The organism is Herbaspirillum rhizosphaerae (assembly GCF_001189965.1).
In the GTDB taxonomy this organism is placed as follows: domain Bacteria; phylum Pseudomonadota; class Gammaproteobacteria; order Burkholderiales; family Burkholderiaceae_D; genus Herbaspirillum; species Herbaspirillum rhizosphaerae.
On the sequence record NZ_LFLU01000005.1, the window covers coordinates 109942 to 135798 of the forward strand.

29 protein-coding genes are annotated in these 25857 nt (G+C 58.8%); 17 read left to right on the forward strand and 12 right to left on the reverse strand.

The genetic code is table 11. The features are described 5' to 3' along the window. Positions 1 to 43 precede the first annotated feature (43 nt). The 5 genes from recX to AKL25_RS24745 all read left to right on the forward strand — a co-directional run bounded on the left by recX (position 44) and on the right by AKL25_RS24745 (position 4706). Positions 44 to 511, forward strand: a complete 468-nt coding sequence (recX, locus tag AKL25_RS09460; RefSeq protein WP_050477403.1) for a recombination regulator RecX — start codon at positions 44 to 46, stop codon at positions 509 to 511. Between the two features lie 451 nt (positions 512 to 962). Beyond that, positions 963 to 2129: an ADP-forming succinate--CoA ligase subunit beta gene (gene sucC, locus AKL25_RS09465; RefSeq protein ID WP_050477404.1), complete on the forward strand. Its 1167-nt coding sequence runs from the start codon at positions 963 to 965 to the stop codon at positions 2127 to 2129. A 17-nt stretch (positions 2130 to 2146) separates the two neighbouring features. Then, complete coding sequence (gene sucD / locus AKL25_RS09470; RefSeq protein WP_050477405.1) at positions 2147 to 3028, forward strand: succinate--CoA ligase subunit alpha; 882 nt, start codon at positions 2147 to 2149, stop codon at positions 3026 to 3028. A 277-nt stretch (positions 3029 to 3305) separates the two neighbouring features. Next, positions 3306 to 4031 carry a TerC family protein gene (locus AKL25_RS09475; RefSeq protein ID WP_050477406.1) on the forward strand — a complete coding sequence of 242 codons (726 nt, stop codon included), beginning with the start codon at positions 3306 to 3308 and terminating at the stop codon, positions 4029 to 4031. 195 nt (positions 4032 to 4226) lie between these two features. Next, positions 4227 to 4706, forward strand: coding sequence for a pilin (locus tag AKL25_RS24745; protein WP_050477407.1), 480 nt, complete (start codon positions 4227 to 4229; stop codon positions 4704 to 4706). A gap of 83 nt (positions 4707 to 4789) precedes the next feature. Here the strand turns inward: AKL25_RS24745 and moaC are convergent, their stop codons facing one another. Beyond that, complete coding sequence (gene moaC, locus AKL25_RS09485; protein WP_050477408.1) at positions 4790 to 5314, reverse strand: cyclic pyranopterin monophosphate synthase MoaC; 525 nt, start codon at positions 5312 to 5314, stop codon at positions 4790 to 4792. A gap of 74 nt (positions 5315 to 5388) precedes the next feature. On the opposite strand from moaC, the gene AKL25_RS09490 reads away from it, so the two are divergent. Then, positions 5389 to 6957, forward strand: coding sequence for a beta-barrel assembly-enhancing protease (locus AKL25_RS09490; protein WP_050477409.1), 1569 nt, complete (start codon positions 5389 to 5391; stop codon positions 6955 to 6957). A gap of 18 nt (positions 6958 to 6975) precedes the next feature. On the opposite strand, the gene AKL25_RS09495 is transcribed toward AKL25_RS09490, so the two are convergent. From AKL25_RS09495 to AKL25_RS09515, 5 genes are all read right to left on the reverse strand, one after another. Further along, a complete protein-coding gene (locus AKL25_RS09495; RefSeq protein WP_050477410.1) occupies positions 6976 to 7590 on the reverse strand; it encodes a DUF2946 family protein in 615 nt (204 codons plus the stop codon). 4 nt (positions 7591 to 7594) lie between these two features. Then, positions 7595 to 8545 (reverse strand): YheT family hydrolase, encoded by a 951-nt coding sequence (locus tag AKL25_RS09500; protein WP_050477411.1) that lies wholly within the window; start codon positions 8543 to 8545, stop codon positions 7595 to 7597. A 96-nt stretch (positions 8546 to 8641) separates the two neighbouring features. After that, complete coding sequence (locus AKL25_RS09505; RefSeq protein ID WP_050477412.1) at positions 8642 to 9073, reverse strand: YybH family protein; 432 nt, start codon at positions 9071 to 9073, stop codon at positions 8642 to 8644. An 84-nt stretch (positions 9074 to 9157) separates the two neighbouring features. Continuing rightward, positions 9158 to 9355, reverse strand: a complete 198-nt coding sequence (locus tag AKL25_RS09510; protein WP_007878625.1) for a zinc-finger domain-containing protein — start codon at positions 9353 to 9355, stop codon at positions 9158 to 9160. An 83-nt stretch (positions 9356 to 9438) separates the two neighbouring features. Further along, positions 9439 to 10359, reverse strand: coding sequence for a branched-chain amino acid transaminase (locus tag AKL25_RS09515; protein ID WP_050477413.1), 921 nt, complete (start codon positions 10357 to 10359; stop codon positions 9439 to 9441). 152 nt (positions 10360 to 10511) lie between these two features. Here AKL25_RS09515 and AKL25_RS09520 point away from each other — a divergent pair, with 152 nt between their 5' ends. From AKL25_RS09520 to AKL25_RS09565, 10 genes are all read left to right on the forward strand, one after another. Then, complete coding sequence (locus AKL25_RS09520) at positions 10512 to 11306, forward strand: AzlC family ABC transporter permease (RefSeq protein WP_050477414.1); 795 nt, start codon at positions 10512 to 10514, stop codon at positions 11304 to 11306. Further along, positions 11303 to 11626, forward strand: coding sequence for an AzlD domain-containing protein (locus AKL25_RS09525; protein ID WP_050477415.1), 324 nt, complete (start codon positions 11303 to 11305; stop codon positions 11624 to 11626). The genes AKL25_RS09520 and AKL25_RS09525 overlap by 4 nt, the downstream gene beginning before the upstream one ends. 138 nt (positions 11627 to 11764) lie before the next feature. Next, positions 11765 to 12955, forward strand: coding sequence for a phosphoglycerate kinase (locus tag AKL25_RS09530; RefSeq protein ID WP_050477416.1), 1191 nt, complete (start codon positions 11765 to 11767; stop codon positions 12953 to 12955). Between the two features lie 80 nt (positions 12956 to 13035). Beyond that, positions 13036 to 14469: a pyruvate kinase gene (gene pyk, locus AKL25_RS09535; protein WP_050477417.1), complete on the forward strand. Its 1434-nt coding sequence runs from the start codon at positions 13036 to 13038 to the stop codon at positions 14467 to 14469. 26 nt (positions 14470 to 14495) lie between these two features. Then, positions 14496 to 15560, forward strand: coding sequence for a class II fructose-bisphosphate aldolase (fba, locus tag AKL25_RS09540; protein ID WP_007878631.1), 1065 nt, complete (start codon positions 14496 to 14498; stop codon positions 15558 to 15560). Between the two features lie 141 nt (positions 15561 to 15701). After that, a complete protein-coding gene (locus AKL25_RS09545) occupies positions 15702 to 16598 on the forward strand; it encodes a phosphoribosylaminoimidazolesuccinocarboxamide synthase (RefSeq protein WP_050477559.1) in 897 nt (298 codons plus the stop codon). A 2-nt stretch (positions 16599 to 16600) separates the two neighbouring features. Beyond that, a complete protein-coding gene (gene purE, locus AKL25_RS09550) occupies positions 16601 to 17104 on the forward strand; it encodes a 5-(carboxyamino)imidazole ribonucleotide mutase (RefSeq protein WP_050477560.1) in 504 nt (167 codons plus the stop codon). Further along, complete coding sequence (locus AKL25_RS09555) at positions 17101 to 18330, forward strand: 5-(carboxyamino)imidazole ribonucleotide synthase (RefSeq protein ID WP_050477418.1); 1230 nt, start codon at positions 17101 to 17103, stop codon at positions 18328 to 18330. The genes purE and AKL25_RS09555 overlap by 4 nt, the downstream gene beginning before the upstream one ends. 15 nt (positions 18331 to 18345) lie before the next feature. Further along, positions 18346 to 19374, forward strand: coding sequence for an L-threonylcarbamoyladenylate synthase (locus AKL25_RS09560; protein WP_050477419.1), 1029 nt, complete (start codon positions 18346 to 18348; stop codon positions 19372 to 19374). A 279-nt stretch (positions 19375 to 19653) separates the two neighbouring features. Next, a complete protein-coding gene (locus AKL25_RS09565) occupies positions 19654 to 20400 on the forward strand; it encodes an OmpW/AlkL family protein (protein WP_050477420.1) in 747 nt (248 codons plus the stop codon). 68 nt (positions 20401 to 20468) lie between these two features. On the opposite strand, the gene AKL25_RS09570 is transcribed toward AKL25_RS09565, so the two are convergent. Next, a complete protein-coding gene (locus AKL25_RS09570) occupies positions 20469 to 20975 on the reverse strand; it encodes a flavin reductase family protein (RefSeq protein ID WP_050477421.1) in 507 nt (168 codons plus the stop codon). 294 nt (positions 20976 to 21269) lie between these two features. Between AKL25_RS09570 and msrA the strand changes: the two genes are divergently transcribed. After that, a complete protein-coding gene (gene msrA, locus AKL25_RS09575; RefSeq protein ID WP_050477561.1) occupies positions 21270 to 21809 on the forward strand; it encodes a peptide-methionine (S)-S-oxide reductase MsrA in 540 nt (179 codons plus the stop codon). 12 nt (positions 21810 to 21821) lie between these two features. Here msrA and AKL25_RS09580 read toward each other — a convergent pair whose 3' ends face one another. The 5 genes from AKL25_RS09580 to AKL25_RS09600 form a co-directional block, all read right to left on the reverse strand. Continuing rightward, positions 21822 to 23033, reverse strand: coding sequence for an SAM-dependent methyltransferase (locus AKL25_RS09580; RefSeq protein WP_050477422.1), 1212 nt, complete (start codon positions 23031 to 23033; stop codon positions 21822 to 21824). A gap of 58 nt (positions 23034 to 23091) precedes the next feature. Next, entirely contained in the window at positions 23092 to 23727 is a 636-nt protein-coding gene (gene pdxH / locus AKL25_RS09585; RefSeq protein WP_050477423.1) for a pyridoxamine 5'-phosphate oxidase, read from the reverse strand. A gap of 209 nt (positions 23728 to 23936) precedes the next feature. Beyond that, on the reverse strand, positions 23937 to 24512 hold the full coding sequence (locus AKL25_RS09590; protein WP_050477424.1) for a YceI family protein: 576 nt from the start codon (positions 24510 to 24512) through the stop codon (positions 23937 to 23939). 57 nt (positions 24513 to 24569) lie between these two features. After that, positions 24570 to 25151, reverse strand: coding sequence for a YceI family protein (locus tag AKL25_RS09595; RefSeq protein WP_050477425.1), 582 nt, complete (start codon positions 25149 to 25151; stop codon positions 24570 to 24572). A 22-nt stretch (positions 25152 to 25173) separates the two neighbouring features. Next, positions 25174 to 25698, reverse strand: a complete 525-nt coding sequence (locus AKL25_RS09600; protein WP_050477426.1) for a cytochrome b — start codon at positions 25696 to 25698, stop codon at positions 25174 to 25176. Positions 25699 to 25857: the final 159 nt, after the last annotated feature.

Genomic DNA, 25857 nt, shown 5'->3' on the forward strand with positions numbered 1-25857 from the left:
CGCTCGGGTCTTGTCGGTTGCAACGATCGCGACGGTGTAACCGATGCCCAGGCCGCAACTCAGCCTGAAGGCACGAGCGCTCAAATATCTCTCTTCACGTGAGCATAGTCGTCTGGAACTTGCGCGTAAGCTAACCCCTTACGCGCAAGATGACGACGATATCGAAGCCCTGCTCAACTGGCTTCAAGAATCCAAATTCCTCTCTCAAGAACGCTTTTCCGAATCGCTGGTGCATCGCCGCGCGGGCCGCTACGGCAATAATCGTATCTTGTCCGAGCTGAAAAGCCATGGAATCGACGGCGAGGCGCTGGGTGATGCAAAGCTTGAGCTGGCGCAAGGCGAGACGCAACGCGCGCGCGAGGTGCTGAGTCGCAAGTACGCCGAAGCGCCGACAGACGCCGGCGAACGCGCCAAGTGCATGCGCTTCCTGCAGCAGCGCGGTTTTTCGCATCGCGCAATCCAGGTTGCGGTCAAAACCGCCTGGAACGAGGTGCAGCATGACGACGACTGAGCGAGATGGTCTCGCGTCGTGATACCTCGATAAGCGCATCGTCGGACGGGGGAAAATCCCAAGTGACGCTTCGATTCCATCCCCGCCTTTATTCTGCGTTAATCTCTGCAAAATACCTCGTAGCAGCCGATCCTACTGCCTAGTCCGGCCGAGCTGTGCTAAAATCTCCGGGTTTTTGCTGCGCCGCATTAGCGGCTGTCATGGCAATCTTTGCGATGACGACACGCAATGCGACAACGATTAATGTTGATCAAATGGCATTCTCTATGCCCAACGCACTGTCTGTACCTTCTATTAAGCAATCCGCGAGGCTTTCCGGCTTCAGCGCGTCCCCTTTCGGGCGGGCTGCGCAATCGCGGGTTCTTGCCTCCATTCGCGCCGCGCGGTGTTGCCGCCAGCCGGATTTCAATCCAGTAAGTTTTATTTAATAGTGTCTTAAAGGGAAGCTCCCATGAAAATCCACGAGTATCAGGGCAAAGAAATCCTCCGCCAATTCGGCGTGACCGTTCCACGCGGCATTCCGTGCCAATCCGTCGAAGACGCTGTCAAGGCAGCTGAAACGCTGGGCGGTCCGGTATGGGTCGTCAAGGCGCAAATCCACGCGGGTGGCCGCGGCAAGGGCGGCGGCGTGAAAGTTGCCAAGTCCCTGGAGCAAGTCAAGGAATACGCCAGCCAGATCCTCGGCATGCAGCTGATCACTCACCAAACCGGCCCGGAAGGCCAAAAGGTGCGTCGCCTGCTGATCGAAGAAGGCGCTGACATCAAGAAAGAACTGTACGTTTCCATGGTCACCGACCGTGTGAGCCAACGTGTGGTCCTGATGGCTTCCAGCGAAGGCGGCATGGACATCGAAGAAGTCGCGGAAAGCCATCCGGAACTGATTCACCAGATCGCTATCGACCCATCGACCGGCCTGACCGACGCCGACGCTGACAGCATCGCCACCAAGATCGGCGTTCCAGCTGCTTCCGTCGTTGATGCACGCAAGCAACTGCAAGGTCTGTACAAGGCATACTGGGAAACCGATGCATCGCTGGCCGAAATCAATCCGCTGATCCTGACCGGCGACGGCAAGGTCATCGCTCTGGACGCGAAGTTCAACTTCGACTCCAACGCATTGTTCCGTCATCCGGAAATCGTCGCTTACCGCGATCTGGACGAAGAAGATCCGGCTGAAGTCGAAGCTTCCAAGTTCGACCTGGCTTACATCTCCCTCGACGGCAACATCGGCTGCCTGGTCAACGGCGCTGGTCTGGCCATGGCAACCATGGACACTATCAAGCTGTTCGGCGGCGAGCCTGCCAACTTCCTGGACGTGGGCGGCGGCGCAACAACAGAGAAGGTTACCGAAGCATTCAAGATCATGCTGAAGAACCCAGAACTGAAAGCCATCCTGGTCAACATCTTCGGCGGCATCATGCGCTGTGACGTGATCGCCGAAGGCGTGATCGCTGCGTCCAAGGCTGTGTCCCTGAAAGTGCCGCTGGTCGTGCGCATGAAGGGCACCAACGAAGAAATCGGCAAGAAGCTGTTGGCCGACTCCGGCCTGCCTATCATCTCGGCAGACAGCATGGAAGAAGCTGCGCAAAAAGTTGTTGCTGCAGCCAACGGTAAATAATAGGACAAGGAATAGCTATGTCGATTCTGATCAATAAAGACACCAAAGTCATCACCCAAGGTATCACCGGCAAAACCGGTCAATTTCACACACGCATGTGCCGCGACTACGCGAACGGCAAGAATGCATTCGTTGCAGGCGTGAACCCGAAAAAGGCTGGCGAAGATTTCGAAGGCATTCCAATTTTCGCGAATGTTTCCGAAGCCAAGAAGGCAACCGGCGCGACTGTTTCCGTGATCTACGTTCCGCCGGCCGGCGCAGCCGCTGCCATCTGGGAAGCCGTTGAAGCCGATCTGGACCTGGCCATCTGTATCACTGAAGGCATTCCTGTCCGCGACATGCTGGAACTGAAAAACCGCATGGCAAAGGCTGGCAGCAAGACGCTGCTGCTGGGCCCTAACTGCCCAGGTCTGATCACACCGGACGAAATCAAGATCGGCATCATGCCAGGCCACATCCACAAAAAGGGCCGTATCGGCGTGGTGTCGCGTTCGGGCACACTGACTTACGAAGCCGTCGGTCAGCTGACAGCACTGGGTCTGGGCCAATCGTCCGCAGTCGGTATCGGCGGCGACCCGATCAACGGTCTGAAGCACATCGACATCATGAAGGCATTCAATGATGATCCTGACACCGACGCCGTCATCATGATCGGTGAAATCGGCGGTCCTGACGAAGCCAACGCTTCGTACTGGGTCAAGGAAAACATGAAGAAACCAGTCATCGGCTTCATCGCCGGCGTGACTGCGCCTCCAGGCAAGCGTATGGGCCACGCCGGTGCGTTGATCTCCGGTGGCGCCGATACTGCCGAAGCCAAGCTGGCGATCATGGAAGAGTGCGGCATCAAGGCAACACGCAATCCTTCCGAAATGGCGCGTCTGCTGAAGTCGGTTCTGTAATTCGTCTGCTGCGATAGCAAGCAAACGGCAGGCTGGGTGGATTTGTCGCAGTTGTTGCAGTATCGGCAGAACTTCCCGGCCTGACCGGTGACATACCAATATGGGGAGCTCCGGCTCCCCATATTGCTTGGAGCTGCTAACAAAATGCCGCTGGCGGCGTTGCACATCCCGCTTCAGCTTAACTGAGGTACCTGCGTACTGTCTGCGTCGGCGCGCCTTGCCAGCGACATTTTGTTAGCAGCTCCTGATGTCCGCATAATATTTGGGGGAACGGTTAATGGATTTTTTACTGGAGTTGAATTGGCTTGCAGTCGGCCAGATCATCCTGATTGATATTTTGCTCGGTGGCGACAATGCCATCGTGATCGCGCTGGCATGTCGCAACTTGCCGAGCAACCTGCGTTTTCGCGGGATCCTGTGGGGCACGTTCGGCGCCATCGCCATTCGCATCGTACTGATCGCGTTTGCGGTAAGCCTGCTGCAGATGCCCTATATCAAGCTGGTCGGCGGCGTGCTGCTGTTCTGGATCGGCACCAAGCTGTTGAGCGATGACGACGGTCATGGAGAAATCAGCGGCAGCGACAAATTGTTTTCAGCGATCAAGACCATCATCGTGGCCGATCTGGTGATGAGCCTGGACAACGTCATCGCCATCGCCAGCGCGGCCGAACAGGCCGCCGGCGAGCATCAGTTGTTGCTGGTGGTGTTCGGCATTCTCGTCAGCATTCCTATCATCGTCTGGGGCAGCACGCTGGTGCTCAAGCTGATGGAAAAGGCGCCGCTGATCATCACGCTGGGCGCGGCGCTGCTCGGTTACCTGGCGGGCGGCATGATCATTTCCGACGTGGCGATCCGGGGTTGGGTGCAGACCTATCTGCCGCACCACGAATTTACGGTGCCTGGTCTGCAATTGCATCTGAGCCTGCCGGGCCTGATCGGCGCCGTCGGCGTAGTGATCGTCGGTAGCTTACTGGCGCGCAGGGCGAACAAGCAAGCGGCGTGATGTCGGCAGGCAAGGCGTGCTGCGTTTCGGCGCTATCCCGCCTTGCCCGCGTGGTTATAAAAATGTTCACAAATTTGCCGTTGGCGAATATGATCCATGCGGGGAGTAAGGCGTTGCCGGAGAGAAAACCGCGGCGATGGACAGATCGCCAGGCGACGCTCCCGAGAAATCTATTTTTTGTAATAGGAAAACAATATGCAAGCAACACGGTCCGCACGTTATACACAAACCGGTTTCACCCTGATTGAATTGATGATCGTCATCGCTATCGTTGGCGTTCTGGCCATGGTGGCGATTCCGCAATATCGCGACCATCTCATCCGCGCCAAGGTAGCAGAAGGCATCAATCTGGCGGCGCCGGCAAAAATGGCGGTGACGGAAACCATCATGGCAAGAGGCGGAACCGCCTTCAATCAGGCGGCAACCGGCTATAGCTTTACCGGGACATCCAATGTGGCCAAGATCGAAATTGCCGACGGAACCACGACCGCTGCAAACGGCGGCGTCATCACAATTACTTTCGGCAAGATCGGCAGCGACGCCAGCGACAAAACCCTGGTGCTGGTGCCGACCGTCACCACCGGCGCCACTAGCTGGGCCTGCCGTGCATTGGGCGCGGCAGATCATCCAGGCACCTTGCCAGCGCAATACGCGCCGGAAAACTGCCGAGAGTGATTTTCTTGCAGACATAAAAAAAGCGTGCATACCGGCACGCTTTTTTTATGTCTGAATTTCAGCCCGTCCAGGCTAATGCAAGGTCACGCCTGCGACCACGATCCGGATTTGCCGCCGTGTTTTTCCTGCACACGGATGTCCGTCATCACCATGCCGCGATCGATGGCTTTGGACATATCGTAAATCGTCAACAGGCCGACCTGCACTGCAGTCAGCGCCTCCATCTCGACGCCGGTCTTTCCCTGCGTTTCCACACGCACGGTACAGCCGATGCTCGATTGCGCCTGGTCGATGTCAAACTCTACCGAAACATGCGTCAGCGCCAGCGGATGGCACAGCGGAATCAGATCGCTGGTGCGCTTGGAAGCCATGATGGCGGCAATGCGAGCGATGCCGAGCACGTCGCCCTTTTTCGCGGTGCCGGATTGAATCACCGCGAGCGTTTCGGGCTTCATGCGGATGGCGCCGCTGGCGATGGCGACGCGGTGCGTTTCAGCCTTGCCGCCGACATCCACCATGTGCGCCTGGCCGCCCTGGTCGAAATGCGTCAGGCCTTGATTGTTCTGATGATTGTCAGCGTCGGAATGGATGGTCGTGGAAGAAGTCATGGCGGCAGAATGTCGGAGCAGTGAATACTGCGAGTATCATAGCAGGCATCGCAGGTAACTATTTCATTGTCCCTATGCGTCAGCCAGTCGTCCCCGCCCGAACCAGCAATACCGTTACACCGTCACGGCATCGTTTTTTTCGCTTGCGCCCCTTGCTGGCGGCGCTGGCCTTGTCGCTGGCGAGCCTGCCTCTGGCGGTGGCGCCCAACCTCAGTACAGCGCAAACCTTGCCTACGCTCGGCGACACCGAGCGCGAAGGTTTGTCGCCGCTGATGGAGCGCAAGCTGGGCGAGCAGATCATGAAGGAGATCCGGCACGATCCGGATTATCTCGACGATGGTCCGTTGCTCGAATACTTGAACAACTTCGGCTCGAATCTGGTGTCGGTGCGCCCCGATGTGCGTGGAGAAGCCGGTTACGATTTCTTCTTCTTCGCCGTGCGCGATCCGGTGCTCAATGCGTTTGCCTTGCCGGGCGGTTTTATCGCCGTGCACTCCGGCTTGCTGCTGGCGGCGCAAAGCGAATCGGAACTGGCGTCCGTGCTGGCGCATGAAATCGGCCACGTCGCGCAGCGCCATATCGCGCGCATGATCGGACAGCAAAAGCAAAATTCCATGATCCAGTTGGCTTCCATCGTGCTCGGCGCGCTGGCCGGTGTGTCCAAGGTGGGTGGCGACGCCGCCATGGCGACCATGATGGGCGGCACCGGCGTGGCGATGCAGCGGCAGCTGAATTTCAGCCGCGATGCCGAGCGCGAAGCCGATCGTGTCGGCTTGCAGATTCTGCGCGACGGCGGTTTTGACACCTCCGGCATGGTGGCGTTTTTCGGCCGCCTGCAAAGCGCTTCGCGCAATTTCGGCGACTCCTTGCCGCCTTACCTGCTGACGCACCCGCTGACGACGGAACGTATCGCCGACATCCAGGCGCGCATTCGCGACCAGCGCTACAAGCAGCGTGCAGACAACCCCGACTTCCAGCTGATCCGCGCCCGCGTGCGGCTGTTGCAGGATAATTCGGCGCAGGGCGTGCGCGACGCGCAGGCTTACTTCGAATCGCAATTGCGCCAGAACACCAAGATGCAGATCATGGTGTCCAAGTACGGGCTGGCGTATGCCGCCTACCTGCAGCGTTCCTACGACAAGGCGGATGCCTTGTTGCAAGAAGCGCGTGCGGCGTCGCAGCCGATGGTGCCGAGCATCCTGTTCAGCAATCTGGAGATCGACATCAAGATCGCCAAAAAGCAGCCCGAGCAGGCGCTCAAGATTGCCGATACCTTGCGTAAACAGTTTCCCATCTCGCGCATGGCGGCGCGGCAATACGCCGACGCGCTGATTGAAAGCCGCCGCTACGACCAGGCGGTGACGTATCTGCGGGATCAGGCGCAACTCTATCGCAGCGAAGTGGCGGTGCAGAATCTGCTCGCCAAAGCATACGCAGCGCAGGGCAAGCAGGCCTTGCAGCATATGGCGCTGGCGGAATCCTACTTCTTGTCCGGCAGTTTGCCGGCGGCGATTGAGCAGTTGGGTATTGCGCGCACGGCGCCGGACGCGACCTTCTACGATCAGGCGATGATCGATGCGCGTGAACGCGACCTCAAAGAGCAGTGGAAAGAAGAAATGAAGGAAACCAAAGGGCGCGGATAAGCCGGGCGAGGCGAGCGGTCAGTTTGCGGTTTGCGTTTCTTCCGCGGCACGCGGTTGGGCGACGAAGCCGAATTGTTCCGAGAGGTTCTCTGCTGCAGTCCATTGCAAGGCAAGAACCTGTCCGCCATGCGGCAGGCTCAGCGCGCCGCGGTGTTTGCCTTCCAGCCATGCCATGATTTGCTCGTCGCTGGCCGGAGCGCCGTCCAGCGTGAGGGCGGCAAGCACGCCGGCGGCGTCTCTGTCGTCCAGCGCGGCGACAACTTCTCCTGCAACCAACAGCAAGCGTCCCTCCTGCGTCAGCCATGCCTGCGACGGCATCGGCAGCGTCTCGCCGGTGTGCAGCACGAAGCCTGCCGACGGATCGGTGCGGACGATATAGGGCGAGATCTCCAGATCGACATAGACGCGCTGCGGACCATTCTGGAAATACCAGCGGCCCTCGGTGTCATGCGTGTAATTGCGGTTGATGAAGCCCAGCAGCGCCGGATGAAGGATCTTGTCGCCCGGCAGCTTGAGATGTTGCGCGCGTTCGTCGCGCATGCGCCAGTTGCCGCGCGCGTCCAGCATCAGCCAGCCGAAGCAATGCGGCACGTTCGGCCACTTGGCCATGGCTTGCCGGACGATCTCATCCATAGATTTATTTGCCTTCGAGGAAATGCAGCATGCGCTGCGGCAGCCAGTCGAGCTTGCCCGGCGGCGCGCCGGTGGCGAAGCCGACATGGCCGCCTTCTGCAGGATATTCCAGTTTGACGCAGGCCGCTGCACTTTGCGGCAGATAGCGCGCCGGCAGGAAGGGATCGTTCTGCGCATTCAGCACCAGCGTCGGCACGGTGATGTCGTGCAGGATGTGTTTGGCGCTGGCACGGTCCCAGTAGTCCTCGGTGTTGCGGTAGCCGTGCAGCGGCGCCGTGACGATATTGTCGAAGGTGTAGAGGTCGCGCGCCTGCATCAGCGCATCGCGGCTGAACAGATCGGGAAATTGATTCAGCTTGACCAGCGACTTGGTACGCATGGTGCGCAGGAACACGTGCGAATAGATGCGATTGAAGCCGCTCGCCAGCGCAGCGCCGCCGCCGGCCAGATCGAGCGGCGCCGAGATGGCGCAGGCGGCGTCGATGAACTCCGCCTGGTGTTGAGATTCCCCCAGCCAGCGCAGCAGGGCATTGCCGCCCAGCGATACGCCTGCTGCGTAAAACTTCGCCGCGCCGATGGTGCTGCGGTGGCTCGCCAGGCGCTGCAAAATCCAGTCGAGTTCGGCGCTGTCGCCGGAATGATAAAAGCGCGGCGCCAGGTTGATCTCGCCGGAGCAGCCGCGAAAGTGCGGCACCACGCCGGACCATCCGCGTGCGGCGACGGCGGCCATGAAGGCGCGGCTGTAGTGGCTGTCCGACGAGCCTTCCAGCCCGTGAAACAGTACTGCCAGCGGTTGCCCCGGCTGGCCGTCGACAAAGTCGACGTCGATGAAATCGGCGTCAGGCGTATCCCAGCGCTCGCGCCGGAAACGCACCGGCGGTTTGGCGATGAAGGTGGCGGGATAAATGGTTTGCAGGTTGCCGCCGGGGAGCCAGCGGGGTGCGGAGTATTGCATCTGACTTCTTACGTATATCAAAGGAAGCGCCGAAGGACGGCAGCAACGTGTTGCGGCGGCAGCGGGTGGATTTCCCGCCGCAAGGTATTCGGCAGGCTAGTGCAGCATCGTTTCGGTCACCGGTTCCGTCGGCGCAGGCCCCGGCGCCACCGAGGCGTGGTGGGTGACGATGCGCCAGCCTTGCGCGGTTTTCATGTAGATGTTGGTAGCGATCACGTGCACGTCGGCGCGGGCGTTTTCCGGATGCTGGATATCTTCGATGACGTTGTGGACCGCAGTGGTCATCGTGTGCGCCGCATGCAGTTGGCGCGGCTGGATATGCAAGCCGCCGCGCGCCAGGATTTCTTCCCAGGAGTTGCGTATCGCCACGTGGCCGATCAGGCGCACCGCGCCGGGATGGACGCAGACGATTTCTTCATCCTCGGCCCACAATGCCATCAGGGCTTCCAGATCGGCCCTGGCGAGCGCGTCGTAATAGGCCGCTTCAACTTCGTCGGGTGAACCTTGTATCAGTTTGGCGCGTGGCATGTTTTCTCCGGAGGAAAAAGCAAAGAGGGCCAGTCAATTCTTGGTGGCCCTCTTTGTCTGTGTCGCTATGGCGTGTCGTTGTGCTTAGTGAGCCTTGACGACGGCGCCAGGTTTCAACTGGTATTGCGTACCGCAGTAGGGGCACTTGGCGGCTCCGTGCGCGTCCAGCTCGAGGAACACGCGCGGGTGCGACGACCAGTGCGGCATGTTTGGATTCGGGCAATGCGCCGGCAGGTCTTTGCCGTCGAGTTGTACTGGCTGGGTTTGTTGAACTTGGCTCATGTGATTCTCCGTTGCTGGGTGCTTTAAATGTGATGCAGTAATTCAGGAAATTCGTTCAGTGTATGCGTTCAGGGTAGCCGATATCAGACCAGCGTCAGCCAGTGCTGATACTGCGGCGCCTTGCCGGACACGACGTCGAAGAACAGGGATTGCAGCTTTTCGGTGATCGGGCCGCGCCCGCCGTTGCCGATGGTGCGGTTGTCGAGTTCGCGGATCGGCGTGATTTCAGCGGCAGTGCCGGTGAAGAAGGCTTCGTCGGCGCAGTACATTTCGTCGCGCGTGATGCGTTTTTCGATGACGGCTATGCCGAGATCGCGCGCCATGGTCAGCACGGCGTCGCGCGTGATGCCGTCGAGGCAGGACGCGAGGTCGGGGGTGTAGACCTTGCCGTTCTTGACGATGAAGACGTTTTCGCCCGAACCTTCCGACACGTAGCCGTCGGTGTCCAGCAGCAGCGCTTCATCGTAGCCGTCGGCCAGCGCTTCCTGATTGGCGAGGATGGAATTGATGTAGTACCCCGACGCCTTGGCGCGCACCAGCGACACGTTGACGTGATGGCGGCTGAAGGACGAAGTCTTGACGCGGATGCCCTTGGTGATGCCGTCTTCGCCGAGATAGGCGCCCCATGGCCAGGCGGCGATGGCGACGTGGATCTTGTTGCCCTTGGCGGACACGCCGAGCTTTTCGGAGCCGATCCAGATCAGCGGGCGGATGTAGCAGGATTCGAGTTTGTTTTCACGCACCACCTGGCGTTGCGCTTCGAGGATGGTGGCCTGGTCGAAAGGCACTTCCATCTGGAAAATCTTGGCCGAGTTGAACAGGCGCTGGGTATGTTCCTTCAGGCGGAAAATCGCCGTGCCCTGCGGCGTCTTGTATGCGCGCACGCCTTCGAATACGCCCATGCCGTAATGCAGCGTGTGGGTCAGTACGTGAATGGTGGCGTCGCGCCAGTCGATCAGTGCGCCGTCTTTCCAGATTTTTCCGTCGCGGTCTGCCATGGACATGATGAAAGTCTCCGATGAATGGTAAAGCTGCGGTCAACGCTGCGAAGTCCACATTTTAACGGAACAAGCGCGTAAAAAGTTTCATCTATAAAATGTTCGAACTACGTAAAAATGCTATGTAGCAAGTTCTCAATAAAAACGATCAGGGCGAAATGAACAAGGAGACAGACGCCGGGGACAGTCGATCTGACCCGACAGCAGGATCTGCCGCAGCCGCGGATGCACAGGCAAAGGCGCAGGCGCGACGTATCGAGAAAGAGGCGTTTCAGGAAGGCTGGCGCGCCAGCGCGTCGACCATTCCTGCCGTGCTGGCCTGGGGGATCGTGTCGGGCATGGCGATGGTCAAGTCCGGCATGACCATCTGGCAATCGCTGGCCATGACGCTCACCGTCTACGCCGGATCCGCCCAATTCGCCGTCCTGCCGCTGCTGGCGGCGCATACGCCGCTGATCGTGATCTTCCTGACGGCCATGATCGTCAATCTCCGTTTCGTCATCTTCTCCGCCGCCGTGGCGCCGCATTTCGCCCATTTGCCCTGGTATCGCCGCGTCTGGTACGGCTACTTCAACGGCGACATTTCCATGGGATTCTTCCCGCAGCGCTTCCCGGCGCATACGGTGCATCAGCCGGCCGGCAAGCTGGGCTTTTTCGAGGCAGTCTGCTATCCGGGCTGGTTTGCCTGGCAGGTCGGCGCCATCGTCGGCATCCTGCTGGCCAGCCAGATCCCCGAAAGCTGGAACATCGGCTTCGCCGGGACGCTGGCGCTGATCGCCATCATGATTCCGATGGTCATCAACCGTGCAGCGCTGGCCGGCGTGATCGTGTCCGGCGCGGTTGCCGTTGTGGCAATCAATCTGCCGTACCGGCTGGGTTTGTTGCTGGCGGTCGTGATCGGCATGGCCGCCGCCATGCTGGCGGATAAATTTATCGTTAAGGAAAAAGAATGAACGCCTTCGACGTTTGGGTTTCTATAGTCTTGTTGACGATGTCGACCTTGCTGACCCGCAGCGGCTTTTTCCTGTTCGGCCATGCGGTCAAGCTGCCGCCCAAGCTGCAGCATGCTCTTGGTTATGCGCCGGCAGCGGCGATGGCGGCGATCGTGATGCCGGATCTGGTGACGTCGGGCGGTGCGGTGGATATCAACTGGGCCAATCCCAAGTTGCTGGCGGGTATCGGCGGCGGCCTCTTTTTCATGGCGACGCGGCATCTGCTGGGAACGATTGTTGCCGGGATGACACTGTTCACGGTGCTGCGTCTGGCGCTGTAGCCCCTCATGTAGGCGCTGATGGGCATTATGGCGGTTTTCCTTGTCGCGTTTCCCTGATTCCCCTCCGAAAACCATGCTGGGAGCAGGGCGGGTAGAGTAAAATAACGCGTTTTTGCCCCACCTTCGATTCTGCGAAAAATGAAATTCAACCGACTCAGCGATCTCATCTCTTCCAATCAACTGCAAGGCAAGCGCGTCTTTATTCGCGCCGATCTGAACGTGCCGCAGGATGATGCAGGCAATATCACCGAAGATACGCGCATTCGCGCTTCGGTGCCGGCCATTCGCGAGGCGCGCGACGCCGGCGCGGCGGTGATGGTGACATCACACCTGGGCCGCCCGGTTGAAGGTGCGTTCAAGCCGGAAGATTCGCTGGCGCCGGTCGCCAAGCGTCTGTCGGAATTGCTGGGCGCGGAAGTCAAACTGGTATCGGACTGGACCGATGGCGTGGACGTCGCGCCCGGCCAGGTCGTGCTGCTGGAAAATTGCCGCCTCAACAAGGGCGAAAAGAAGAACAGCGACGAGCTGGCGCAAAAGATCGCCAAGCTGTGCGACGTTTACGTCAACGACGCTTTCGGCACGGCGCACCGCGCTGAAGCAACAACCTACGGTATTGCCAAGTTCGCACCGATCGCTTGCGCCGGCCCGTTGCTGGCCGCCGAACTCGATGCGCTGGGCAAGGCCCTGAACCAGCCGGCGCGTCCGCTGGTGGCGATCGTCGCCGGTTCCAAAGTCTCAAGCAAATTGACGATCCTGAAAGCACTGGCCGACAAGGTCGACAACCTGATCGTCGGCGGCGGCATCGCCAACACCTTCATGCTGGCCTCCGGCCTGAAGATCGGCAAGTCGCTGGTCGAGGCTGATCTGGTCGACGAAGCCAAGGCCATCATTGAGATGATGGCCAAGCGCGGCGCATCGGTGCCGATTCCGGTCGACGTGGTGTGCGGCAAGGAGTTTTCGCCGACCGCAGTGGCGACGGTCAAGGACGCCAGGGATGTGGCCGACGACGACATGATTTTCGATATCGGTCCGAAGACCTCGGCAATTCTGGCGGCGCAGCTGGCCAAGGCCGGCACCATCGTCTGGAACGGTCCGGTGGGCGTGTTCGAATTCGATCAGTTCGGCGCAGGTACGATGGCGCTGGCGCATGCGATTGCCGACTCCAAGGGCTTCTCGATTGCCGGCGGCGGCGACACGCTGGCGGCGATCGCCAAATACGATATCACCGACAAGGTCGGCTATATTTCGACCGGCGGCGGCGCTTTCCTGGAGTTCCTGGAAGGCAAGACCCTGCCGGCAGTGGAAATTCTGATGCAGCGTGCGCAATAAGTCGTCGTTAAATTACGACGCAGCGCCCACGAAGATAACGAGACAACGAGCTTTTCAACCACGGTCAGAGAAAGATTTTCATGCAAAGAGCAACCAAGATCGTCGCCACCATCGGCCCCGCTTCCAGCGACAGAGAGACACTGACGCGCATGATCAAGGCGGGTGTGAATGTGGTGCGCTTGAACTTCTCTCACGGCAAGGCGCAGGATCATATCGACCGCGCCACGCTGGTGCGCGAAGTGGCCGACGCCTGTGGCGTCAAGGTCGCCATCATGGCCGACCTGCAAGGCCCGAAGATTCGCGTCGGCAAGTTTGAAAACGGCAAGATCAACCTCAACAACGGCGACAAATTCATTCTCGACGCCGATTGCACCATGGGCAATCAGGAGCGCGTCGGCCTCGATTACAAGGCATTGCCGCGCGACCTCAAGGGCGACGACGTGCTGTTGCTCAACGACGGCCTGATCGTGCTGGTGGTCGAACGCGTGATGGGCAACGAGATCCACACGGTCGTCAAGATCGGCGGCGAACTGTCCAACAACAAGGGCATCAACCGCCAGGGCGGCGGTTTGTCGGCACCGGCACTGACGGCCAAGGACATGGACGACATCAAGACGGCGATGAGCTTCCAGGCCGACTACGTTGCCGTGTCGTTCCCGAAGAACGCGACCGACATGGAAATGGCGCGCCAGCTTGGCAATGTGGCCGCTGAGCCGTATGGCCATAAGCCATTGATGATCGCCAAGATCGAACGCGCCGAAGCGATCCCGCTGCTGCAGGAGATTCTCGACGCTTCCGACGGCATCATGGTCGCGCGCGGCGATCTCGCCGTGGAAGTCGGTAACGCTGCCGTGCCGGGTCTGCAAAAGCGCATGATCAAGATGGCGCGTGCTTCCAACAAGCTGACCATCACTGCCACGCAGATGATGGAATCGATGATCGTCAACGCCGTGCCGACGCGCGCTGAAGTTTCCGACGTCGCCAACGCCGTGCTGGACGGCACCGACGCCGTGATGACCTCGGCCGAAACGGCTTCGGGCAAGTACCCGGTGGAAACCGTGGAAGCCATGTCGGCCATCTGTCTGGCGGCGGAAAAATCCGAAGACTGCAAGCTCGATGCAGACTTCCTGAATCTGCAATTCACCCGTGTCGACCAGTCGATCGCGTACGGCGCGTTGTTCACCGCGCATCACCTGCGCGTGAAGGCGATTGCGGCGCTGACCGAGTCCGGTTCCACTGCGCTGTGGATGAGCCGTCATAACATTGATGTACCGATTTTTGCCATTACCCCCAATGTCGCGACGCGCCAGAAGGCCGCGCTGTTCCGCAATGTGCGCACGTTCGAACTGGCGCAGTCCACCGACACCGAAGTGGTGTTGAAGGGCGTGCAGGACTTACTGCTGGCGCAAGGCGTTGTGCAAAAGGGTGATTTGATCGTCGTGACCTGGGGTGAGCCGATTGGACAAGTCGGCGGCACCAATGCCCTGAAGATTCTCAGGGTCGGCGAGTACTGATTTTTTTATCGTTCTGGAGTTTTATCATGCCTCTCGTATCCATGCGTCAATTGCTGGACCACGCCGCCGAAAACGGCTACGGTTTGCCAGCCTTCAACGTCAACAATCTGGAGCAAGTCACTGCGATCATGCAGGCTGCCGACGAAGTTGGCGCGCCCGTCATCATGCAAGCCTCCGCAGGCGCGCGCAAGTACGCCGGTGAAGCTTTCCTGCGTCACCTGATCGAAGCCGCGGTCGAAGCGTATCCGCATATCCCGGTCGTCATGCACCAGGACCACGGCCAGTCGCCGGCAGTCTGCATGGCAGCGATCAAGTCCGGTTTCACGTCCGTGATGATGGACGGTTCGCTGATGGAAGACGGCAAGTCGGTCGCCAGCTACGAATACAACGTCGAAGTGTCGCGCAAGGTGGTGGAGTTCTCGCACGCCATCGGCGTCACGGTGGAAGCCGAACTGGGTGTGCTCGGTTCGCTGGAAACCATGATGGGCGACAAGGAAGACGGCCACGGCGCCGACGGCAAGATGACGCGCGAACAGCTGTTGACCGACGTCGGCCAGGCTGCCGATTTCGTCAAGCAAACGCAATGCGACGCGCTGGCGATCGCCATCGGTACCTCGCACGGCGCTTACAAGTTTTCGCGCAAGCCGACTGGCGACATCCTCGCCATCGACCGCATCAAGGAAATCCACGCGCGCATTCCGAACACGCATCTGGTGATGCACGGTTCATCCTCGGTTCCACAGGAACTGCTGGCTGAAATCCGCGAATTCGGCGGCGACATGAAGGAAACCTACGGCGTGCCCGTCGAAGAGATCCAGGAAGGCATCAAGCACGGCGTGCGCAAGATCAACATCGACACCGACATCCGTCTGGCGATGACCGGCGCAATCCGTCGCTACCTGATGGAAAATCCAGGCAAGTTCGATCCGCGCGATTACCTCAAGCCTGCCCGCGAAGCGGCGAAGCTGGTGTGCAAGGCGCGCTACCTGTCGTTCGGCTGCGAAGGCCAGGCCGGCAAGATCAAGGCGATCCCGCTGGAAAAGATTGCAGAGAAATACAAGAAGGGCGAGCTCTCCCAAATCGTTCAGTAATACGATCGGCGAGCAAACCAAGCGACCGGGACTGGCAACAGCAGTCCCGGTTTTTTGACTTTAAAGGTGGGCAGAAAAATGGTGCTTTCGCCATCCTGGCGTAACCCTTGATCCTCGACCCACAGAATGACCGGAATCAACATGACCAGCCTCTACAAAACTTCCATCACTTCACTCCCTCTGCTGGGCAACGGCAAGGTGCGCGACAACTATGCAGTTGGCGACGACAAATTGCTGATCGTCACGACCGACCGCCTGTCCGCGTTCGACGTCATCATGAACGAGCCGATTCCGGGCAAGGGCAAAGTGTTGAACCAGATGTCGGATTTCTGGTTCGAGAAGCTGGGCGGCATCGTGCCGAATCATCTGACCGGCATCGCTCCGGAAACTGTGGTCGCCGCCAATGAAGTCGAGCAGGTGCGCGGCCGCGCCGTGGTTGCCAAGCGCCTCAAGCCGATTCTGGTGGAAGCGGTTGTACGCGGCTACATCATCGGTTCCGGCTGGAAGGACTATCAAGAGACCGGCTCCATCTGCGGCATCAAATTGCCGGAAGGTCTGCAACAAGCGGCCAAGTTGGCCGAGCCTATTTTCACACCAGCGGCCAAGGCCGACCTCGGCGAGCATGACGAAAACATCAGCTTCGCCGAGATGGAACAACGCATCGGCAGCGAACTGGCCAACAAGATGCGCGACATCAGCATCAAGCTGTACAAGACCGCGGCCGACTACGCCGCCACACGCGGCATCATCATCGCCGACACCAAGTTCGAATTCGGCCTGGACGACAATGGCGTGCTGCATCTGATGGACGAAGTGCTGACCGCCGACTCGTCGCGTTTCTGGCCGGCGGACAGCTACAAGGTCGGCATCTCGCCGCCGTCGTTCGACAAGCAGTTCGTGCGCGATTATCTGGAAACCGTGGACGGCTGGAAGAAGACGCCGCCGGCCCCGGCACTGCCTGCTGACGTGATCGAAAAGACCGGCGCCAAATACCGCGAAGCGCTGGAGCGCCTGACCGGCAATGTCCTGAAGGACTGATGATGAGCGAGAACAATGCACAAGCGCCGGTCGTCGGCGTGGTCATGGGATCGTCGTCCGACTGGGACGTGATGCAACACGCCGTGGCCATCCTGAAAGAGTTCGGCATTCCGCATGAAGCGCAAGTCGTTTCGGCGCACCGCATGCCGGACCAGATGTTCGACTACGCCGAAAAGGCGCGTGCACGCGGCCTGCGCGCCATCATCGCCGGCGCCGGCGGCGCCGCGCATCTGCCGGGCATGATCGCGGCCAAGACCATCGTGCCGGTGCTGGGTGTGCCGGTGCCGTCCAAGTATCTGCGCGGTGAAGATTCGCTGCTGTCCATCGTGCAGATGCCGAAGGGCATTCCGGTTGCGACCTACGCCATCGGCGAGGCCGGCGCCGCCAATGCCGCCTTGTCGGCTATCGCCATGCTGGCGACCACCGACGATGCCCTGGCTGCCAAGCTGGAAGCTTTCCGTGTTAAACAAACGCAAGTTGCGCTGGATATGAAGTTGCCGTTATGAGTCAGAAGCAGTCCTCGTTGAACCATGTTTCGATCCCCACCACGACGCCGGCCACCTGGCTGGGCGTGATGGGCGGCGGCCAGCTCGGCCGCATGTTTGCCCACGCTGCGCAAGCGATGGGTTTCAAGGTCGCGGTGCTGGAACAGGAAGACGATTGCCCGGCCGGGCAGGTCGCCGATCGCCTGATCCGCACGTCCTATACTGACCCCAAGGGGCTGGACGAGCTGGCGTCGTTGTGCGGCGCCGTGACGACCGAGTTCGAGAATGTCTCGGCTGAAAGCCTCGCGGCATTGGCGGCGAAGACCTATGTTGCACCGTCGGCTTCCGGCGTCTCGATCGCGCAGGACCGTATCGCTGAAAAGAGTTTCTTCGTCGACTGCAGTGCCGCTTCCGGCGTGCAGCCTGCGCCGCACAAGATCATTGCCACCGAAGCGGATATCGATGCAATACCGGCGGATTTGCTACCGGGCATACTGAAGACCGTGCGCATGGGTTACGACGGCAAAGGCCAGGTGCGCGTGCGCAGCATCGCCGACGTCAAGGCTGCGTTCGCCGAGATGAAGGGCGTGACCTGCCTGTTGGAAAAAATGCTGCCGCTGGCTTATGAGGTGTCGGTGCTGGTCGCGCGTGGTGCAGACGGCGATGCAGTGGTGTATCCGATCGCCGAGAACGTCCATCGCGACGGCATCCTGTTCACCACCACCGTGCCGTCGGATCATGTCTCGGACGCCGTTGCAAAGAAGGCGCAGGACGCGGCGCTGGCGATCATCGCCAAGCTCGACTATGTCGGTGTGCTGTGCATAGAATTCTTCGTGCTGACCGATGGCGCGCTGGTCGTCAACGAGATGGCGCCGCGTCCGCACAATAGCGGTCACTACACCATCGACGCCTGCATCACCAGCCAGTTCGAACAACAGGCGCGTGCGATGGCGCGTTTGCCGCTGGGCGACGTGCGCCAGCATTCTCCTGCGGTCATGCTGAATATCCTCGGCGATGTCTGGTACGAGGGCGACAGCGACAGCGACAGCGACAGCGGCAACGACAATATGCGCGAACCGGCATGGGACAAGATCCTGGCGCTGCCCGGCGCACATCTGCATTTGTACGGCAAGGCGCAGGCGCGTCGTGCGCGCAAGATGGGGCACATTACGTTTGTCGCACCAACCATGGCGCAGGCGCAGGCGCAGTTGGCGGCAGCATGCGCCATTCTAGGCATTGCTCAGTAAGCGGCAGAGGCGGCGATGGCGACTGTGAAAATGGACATGGATGCGGTGAAACTGGCCGCACGCAAGCTCGAAGCGGGCAAGCTGGTGGCGTTTCCTACCGAGACCGTCTACGGTCTCGGCGGCGACGCCGAAAATGCCGCGGCGATTGCCGATATCTATGCCGCCAAAGGCCGGCCTGCCAATCATCCCGTCATCGTCCACGTTGCGCCGGAAGCCGATATTTCCTATTGGGCTGCCGAGGTGCCTGCCGAAGCGCAGGCATTGATTGCAGCTTTCTGGCCGGGCCCGTTGACGCTGATCCTCAAGCGCGCTGCCCATGTTCCTGCCGCAGCTTCAGGCGGGCAGGACTCCATCGGCGTGCGTTGCCCGTCGCATCCTGTCGCACAAGCTTTGCTGCGTGAATTCAAGGGCGGCAAAGGCGGTGTTGCAGGACCATCGGCCAACAAGTTCGGCCACGTCAGCCCGACGACTGCGGAGCATGTGCGGGATGAGTTCGGCAGCGACGCCGCTAGTCTTGTGGATTACGTGCTGGATGGCGGTGCCAGTGAAGTCGGCATCGAATCGACGATTGTCGATCTGTCGCGTGTGAGCACGCACGGTGCGGTGCTGTTGCGGCCGGGACAGATCAGCGTTGATCAGATTACCGCGGTGCTGGGCGTAGCGCCGGGTTTACCGGATGCCGCCGCGCCACGCGCATCAGGTACGCTCGATGCGCACTATGCGCCGCACACGCCGGTCGCGCAGGTCCCGGCAGAACAACTGGCCGAGACAATCAAGAAACTTACCGAACGCGATTACAAGGTTGCGGTGATCCATCGCACCGCAGAACTCACGTTTTCTCATGCATCCTTTGCCATGTCTCAGGATGCGGATCGCTATGCGCACGACTTGTATGCTGCGCTGCGAGATATGGACCATCAGCATGCCGACGTCATCCTGGTAGAGGCCACTCCGGCCACTCCGGCATGGCAAGGCATCAACGATCGCCTGCGTCGCGCCGCGTTTGACTCCACCGGAATCCTTTCCCGTTTGCTCCCGACCTGACGTGCTTTTTCAGGCGATATTGCTGCTGGTTCAATAGTTAAAACTATTTCCAGTTGCCAAAAAAATACACGTCTATACAAAGCCAATTAAAGCTGGCATAGTATCGCAAAAGAATAGCACGCGCGTTCTTTTTGTCTTAAGAGTGTGAAGACGGAGTCGCATGATTTCGCCAGTGCATTCAACAAAAACAGGTGACGTCCAACGTTGCCAAAAATCTCCGGACTCAGAGTCGGAATAATTAATAAACGGGGCGCAGCCCTTTACATTTGGAGACGACACATGAAGCAACAATTTTCCCTTTTGCCTAAAATCGCTGCGCTGTCCATCGCTGCCGCATTTGCCGCACCTGCCATGGCGCAAACGGCCGGTAGCAACATCGTCAATCTGGGCTGGTTCCATCTGGCGCCGCAGGATTCGAGCGAAGGTATCCGTGGCGTGGGCGGTCTGGTCAATGGCTCAAATTCGCCGGATGCCCATTCGACCGTCAGCAATGCCGACACAGTCGGGGTGGCGTTTACACACTTCTTCACCGACAACATTGCTCTGACCGCCGATCTGGGACTTCCACCAAAATTCAAGCTGACAGGTACAGGCACACTGTCGCGCTTCGGTGAAATCGGTTCTGCGAAGCAATGGAGCCCGGCCATCGTCGCCAAGTACTTCTTCGGCGACGCGACTGATAAGTTCCGTCCATTTGTTGGCGCCGGCGTTACCTATGTCTGGTACTCGGATGTCAAGTTGAATCAAAGCTTCCAGCAATACGCAGGCGGCGGCGCTGTCAACCCGGCTCTGACTACTGGTAACGCCTCTGCCTCTTTGAGCTCGTCGCTTGCGCCAGTGGCGTCCCTCGGCGCGACATATAACGTGTCCGACAGATGGTCGATCGGTTTCTCGGTTTCGTATATCCCCTTGAAGACCGATGCAGATATCACCGGCCAAGGTACAGCAGCAGGCACACTGAAGTACAAGACTTCCCTGACCATCAACCCAATCGTCAGCTTCTTGTCGGTCGGTTACAAGTTCTGATCGTTGTGCTCTGCAATAAAAAAGCGCCCTTGCGGCGCTTTTTTATTTGTCATTCCAAACTCGGCAGCTTACGGCTCAGTCTTGATAAAGCGGCCGTCATGGAACACCAGGGCAGCTTGCGGCGTCACCTCGCAGTGCTCAACCTCGCCGACAAAAATGACATGATCGCCTTCCGGATAGCGGCTGCGATTATGGCATTCGAACCAGGCTGATACGCCTTTCAACACGGGCTGCCCCGTACGCGACAAGGTATATTCCACGCCGTCAAACCGATCCGCGGATTTGCGCGCAAACTGTTCCGCCAGCGCTGCCTGATCTGCGCCAAGAATATTGATCACATAGTGTGAGTTGCCTGAAAACACCGGCATGCTGCTGGCCTGTTCGGACAGGCTCCACAGCACCAGCGGCGGGCTTAGCGATACCGAATTGAATGAACTCGCGGTCAGGCCGAGCAGCGTCCCGTCAGCCAGCCGCGTCGTAATGACAGTAACGCCGGTAGCAAATTGGGATAATGCCTTGCGGAAATGCGCGGCATCGAATGCGCGCGATGTGGCGCGCGGGGAGCGTGAGTGCATCTAAAGCCTGTGGAGTCGATTCTGGTTAATGCGACATTATGCCCAAAAAATACGATGCAGTAACCCGGCAGCGACGAAGGTCAATATCCTGGCGCCATCTGGAAGCGGGCTGATCTTGCAGGCGTAGAGTTTTTGATCTGCAAAAAATCACAAAAATACTTACTTTTTAGTTAAGTTTTTTTGGCTTTTCAAGGCATGCAACATTAGGAAATTAATTCACAGCAATGGTATAAACATAACTATGCAATCAAACTTGCGATTGCAGATATCGGAATCAATGACGTGGGAGCGATCGTGAATACTTCATCGGAAACAGCAATTCTGGGCGGCGGGTGCTTTTGGTGCCTTGAGGCGGTGTATCAGCAGTTGAAAGGCGTGCAGCACGTGGAATCCGGCTACACCGGTGGCCAGGTCAAGAATCCGACCTACGAGCAAGTCTGCAACGGCGACACTGGCCACGCGGAAGTCGTGAAACTGACGTTCGATCCCGCTGCGATCAGTTTCAGGGAAATTCTGGAGGTGTTTTTCACCATCCACGATCCAACCACGCTGAACCGGCAAGGCAACGACGTCGGTACGCAATATCGCTCGGTGATTTATTACGATTCGCCGACGCAGCGCGACACGGCCAAGCACATCATCGCCGAGATGGCGCTGGTGTGGGATGCGCCGATCGTGACGGAACTCAGCCCTGTGGAAACCTACTATAAGGCCGAGGATTATCACCAGAACTACTTCCAGCAGCATCCCTTCCAGGGCTATTGCGCCTTTGTCGTGGCGCCAAAACTGGCCAAGTTCCGCGAAGTCTTTGCCAATAAAAGCAAAGACAACTAGGGCCTTGGCAGGTCAAGCCTTTGCATCGTAGATGTAGCGGCGCGATTGCGGCAAGACGTCGGCGTGACGATTGGATTTGCCGCAGATGACCTGATACAGCGAAATCCAGTCCTGGTTGAAACCGTGCGAGCTGCCGGCGAGATACACGCGCCAGATACGATAGCGCTTCTCGTCGGTGATCTTGCGAATCTCATCCGCCTTGGCTTCAAAATTGTCAGCCCAGATGGCACAGGTCTTGGCGTAGTGCTTGCGCAGGTTTTCGACGTCGAAGGCTTCCAGTCCGCCTTGCTGCATGGCTTTCAGCACCAGGCTGATGTGCGGCAGTTCACCGGCGGGGAAAACGTATTTGTCGATGAATTCGCCGCCGCCATAGGGCGATTCGCCGTTTTCAATATCGGTCGTGGTGATGCCGTGATTCATCGCCAGTCCGTCGTCAGCGAGCAGTGCGTTGATGCGTGAGAAGTACATCGGCAGATTTTTCAGACCGACGTGTTCGAACATGCCGACGCTGGTGATGCGGTCGAAGGTGCCGGTGATGTCGCGGTAGTCCTGCAAGCGGATTTCGATACGGTCGCTCAGACCGGCTTTCTCGACGCGCTCCTTGGCTAGTGCGTACTGATTTTCCGACAGCGTGATGCCTACGCATTTGGCGCCGAATTTCTGCGCCGCACGCAGCACCAGTGCTCCCCAGCCGCAACCGATGTCGAGCAGCCTGTCGCCTGGGCGGACCTGGATCTTGGTGAGGATGTGATCGATCTTCTTGATCTGGGCCGTGGCGAGGTCTTCGTCGCCGGTTTCAAAATAGGCACAGGAATAGACCATGTTCTCGTCGAGGAACAACTTGTAGAAGTCGTTGGAGACGTCGTAGTGATAGCGGATCGCCTCCGCATCTTTTTCCTTGCTGTGGCGGATGGAGCGGGCGATGCGCGCCAGCTTGCCTTCCGCCTTCAGGGTCTTGGCCGCCAGGGTGTTGGCGACGCTGATGATGCTGGCTACCGGACCGTCGACGTCAATCTTGCCTTCGACGTAGGCTTCGCCGAGATTGGACAGCGATGGCTGGAACAGGTAAGTCAGGGCCGATACATGAGGAACACGCAAGGTGACCTGTGGCGCACCGTCGCTGAAGTCGAACTGTCGGCCGTTCCACAGTTCGAGGCGCAACGGCAACGCCGTTGCGTGACGGATTTCCTCTACCCAAGCTGCGAGCTTCTTTTCCCAAAACACGATGTTTCCCTCCGTGCAAGTGATGTGATGCTGTACGCAGCCCTGACATGCGTCCTGGTCAGGGTTGCAGGCGTTGCCGGGTCCAGGCGCCGTCTGCAGCGCGTGTATAGATCACGCGATCATGCAGGCGCGAGCGCCGGCCTTGCCAAAATTCCATTTTCTCCGGCACTACGCGGTAGCCGCCCCAGTGTTCAGGGCGCACAGGCTGCGTGCCATATTTCGTTTCTGCAGTGGCGAACTGCGTTTCCAGCGTCTCGCGCTTGTCGACCGGCTGACTTTGCTCGGAGGCGATGGCGCCAATCTGGCTGAGCAAGGGGCGGCTCGAAAAATAGGCATCGCTTTCGCCGGCAGAGACTTGCTCGATCTTTCCTTCGATGCGAACCTGGCGTTCAAGTTCTACCCAATGGAAAAGCAGTGCGACATAAGGATGCTGGGCGATTTCGCGCCCTTTGCGACTGTGATAGTTGGTGAACCAGGTGAACCCGGCAGCATCGACTTGCTTGAGCAGGACGATGCGCGAAGAGGGCTTGCCGTCGGCGCCGACGGTGGCGATACTCATCGCATTGGGTTCGGGAATCTCCGCTTTGAGGGCTTCGTCAAACCATGTTGAAAATTGAACAATAGGATCGGCGGCGACATCAAGTTCAGACAAACTGGCGCGGCTGTAATCCTTGCGAAGATCTGCTATCGACATGTTGCATTTATCCTTAATCGGGACAGCGCTAGATTAGCGCGTTTTTAAAAAGCTTGCAGGGAGTGGCTCGAAGCGTCGGCTCCAAGATCAGGCTGGGAGCCGCTTTCAAACGCGAGCCATTATGCGCGAGAACATCGGGCATGAACATGATGCAGAACAAAAAAGGCCGATGCACATGACATGCATCGGCCTTGCGGAAGCGAAGAAAATCAGTTGTTCTTGATGGCTTCAACCTGAATCGCCAGCTTTACTTCCGGCGAGAAGCGCGGCACGCCGAAGCTCACGCCGAAGTCGGCACGGTTGAATGTGGCCGACGCATCGGCGCCGCAGACTTCGCGCTTGAGCATCGGATTCTGAACGCAAGCAAATTTGTTGATTTGCAACTGCACCGGCTTGGTAACGCCATGCAATGTCAGTTCGCCTTCGATGGCGACCGGCTTGTCGCCGTCAAACTTGATCGAGGTGCCTTTGTAAGTCGCGGTCGGGAATTTTTGCGCGTCCAGGACTTCGGCGGATTTGACGTGATCGTTCAGTTTGGCATGACCGAAGTCGATCGACGATGCATCGATGGTGATATCGACGGTGCCGGTCTTGGCGGCACGATCCAGCGTAATCGTGCCGCTGGTCTTGGTGAACTTGCCGCGCCAGACGGAGAGGCCCATGTGATCGGCTTCAAAGCTTGGGTAGGTGTGGCTCGGGTCGATGGTGTAGCTGTCGGCAGCCAGGGCGGAGGTCGAAGCAGCGCCGGCGGCGAGCAGGGAAATCAGGGCGAATTTCAATTTCATGGGACAGTCCTTTGTAATGATCTGTTAAGCGTTGAAACGGTACGGTTTTATTGTGGATTACGGTGCTGTTACGACGTGAAACTTGATGGTGACTTCATCGGCGACCATGCTGGTGTCTTTCCATTCACCTTCGCCGATATTGAAGGTCAGGCGCTTGATGGGGACGGCGCCGTCAAAAACCTGATTGCTGCCTTCTTTCTTGACCATCAGCGGAAACTGTACGTCGGCAGTTTTGCCCTTGATGGTGAGCTTGCCTGCGACGTCATACTTTGTACCTGCCGGCGCGCCGGCGGAAGGCTTGATCGAGCTGGAGACGAAGCTGGCTTTGGGGAATTGTGCGGCGTTGAACCATTCCTTCTTCAGCACTTCCTTGTTGTACTCGGCATCGCCCAGGTCGAAGCTGGAGATGTCGATGTCCACGCTGGCCTTGGCGGCGTCGGGTTTGGCGCTGTCGAAATCGATCTGCGCGGTGAATTTCTTGAATTTGGCGTCAACGGGCACATTCAGTTGCTTGAAGACGGCACTGACGGTGCTTTTGCCGGCATCAACCTTGAGCGGTGCGGCCAGCGCAGACGAAGCCAGGCTGAAGGCGGCAATGCCGCCGATGAGAGCGCTGGTCAATGTAGAACGCAGAATCATGAAGTTTCCTTGGAAGAGATAGTCAGGGCAGGATACGTTTAAGCACGCCGTCGCGATCGATGAATTGATGCTTCAGCGCAGCCAATACATGCAGGCAGAAAGCGGCTAGCAAGGTCATGTTCAGCCAGTAGTGCACCAGCTTGAGCAAAGGTTTGAGTTCCGGATTCGGATCGATGAAAACCGGCAGCGGGTACAGGCCCAGATAGACTACGGGGACTCCTGCTGCGAGGCTATAGAAATAGCCCGAAATAGGAATCGCAAAAATCAGGATATAAAGCAGGCCGTGCAGTGCATGTGCCGCGCTTTGCTGCCAGCGCGGCATTTGCGCCGGATAGGCCGGCGCGGCGTGCGTCAGCCGCCAGAGCAGGCGCAGGCATGCCAGGGCCAGCACGGTGACGCCCAGCCATTTATGCCAGGAAAAATATTTCAGCTTGGTCGGCGTCAGACCGGGGATATTGACCATCGTCAGCCCGAGCGAAAAGGCGGCGATGATCAGCAAGGCGATCAGCCAGTGCAACAAAATTGCAGGTTTGGTGTAGCGTTCCATGGCGGTTGCTGGTGGAAAGTGGAAAGTTGGGGATGGCAAGCGAGCGCTTACTTGCTTAGTTGAGGAACAAGCGGCGTCGGTTGTTCACGACCGTCATTGCGACGTCGGCAGCCTGAGCAAAATCGATATGCAGCACAGCAACCATGCTTGTTCCTTTGT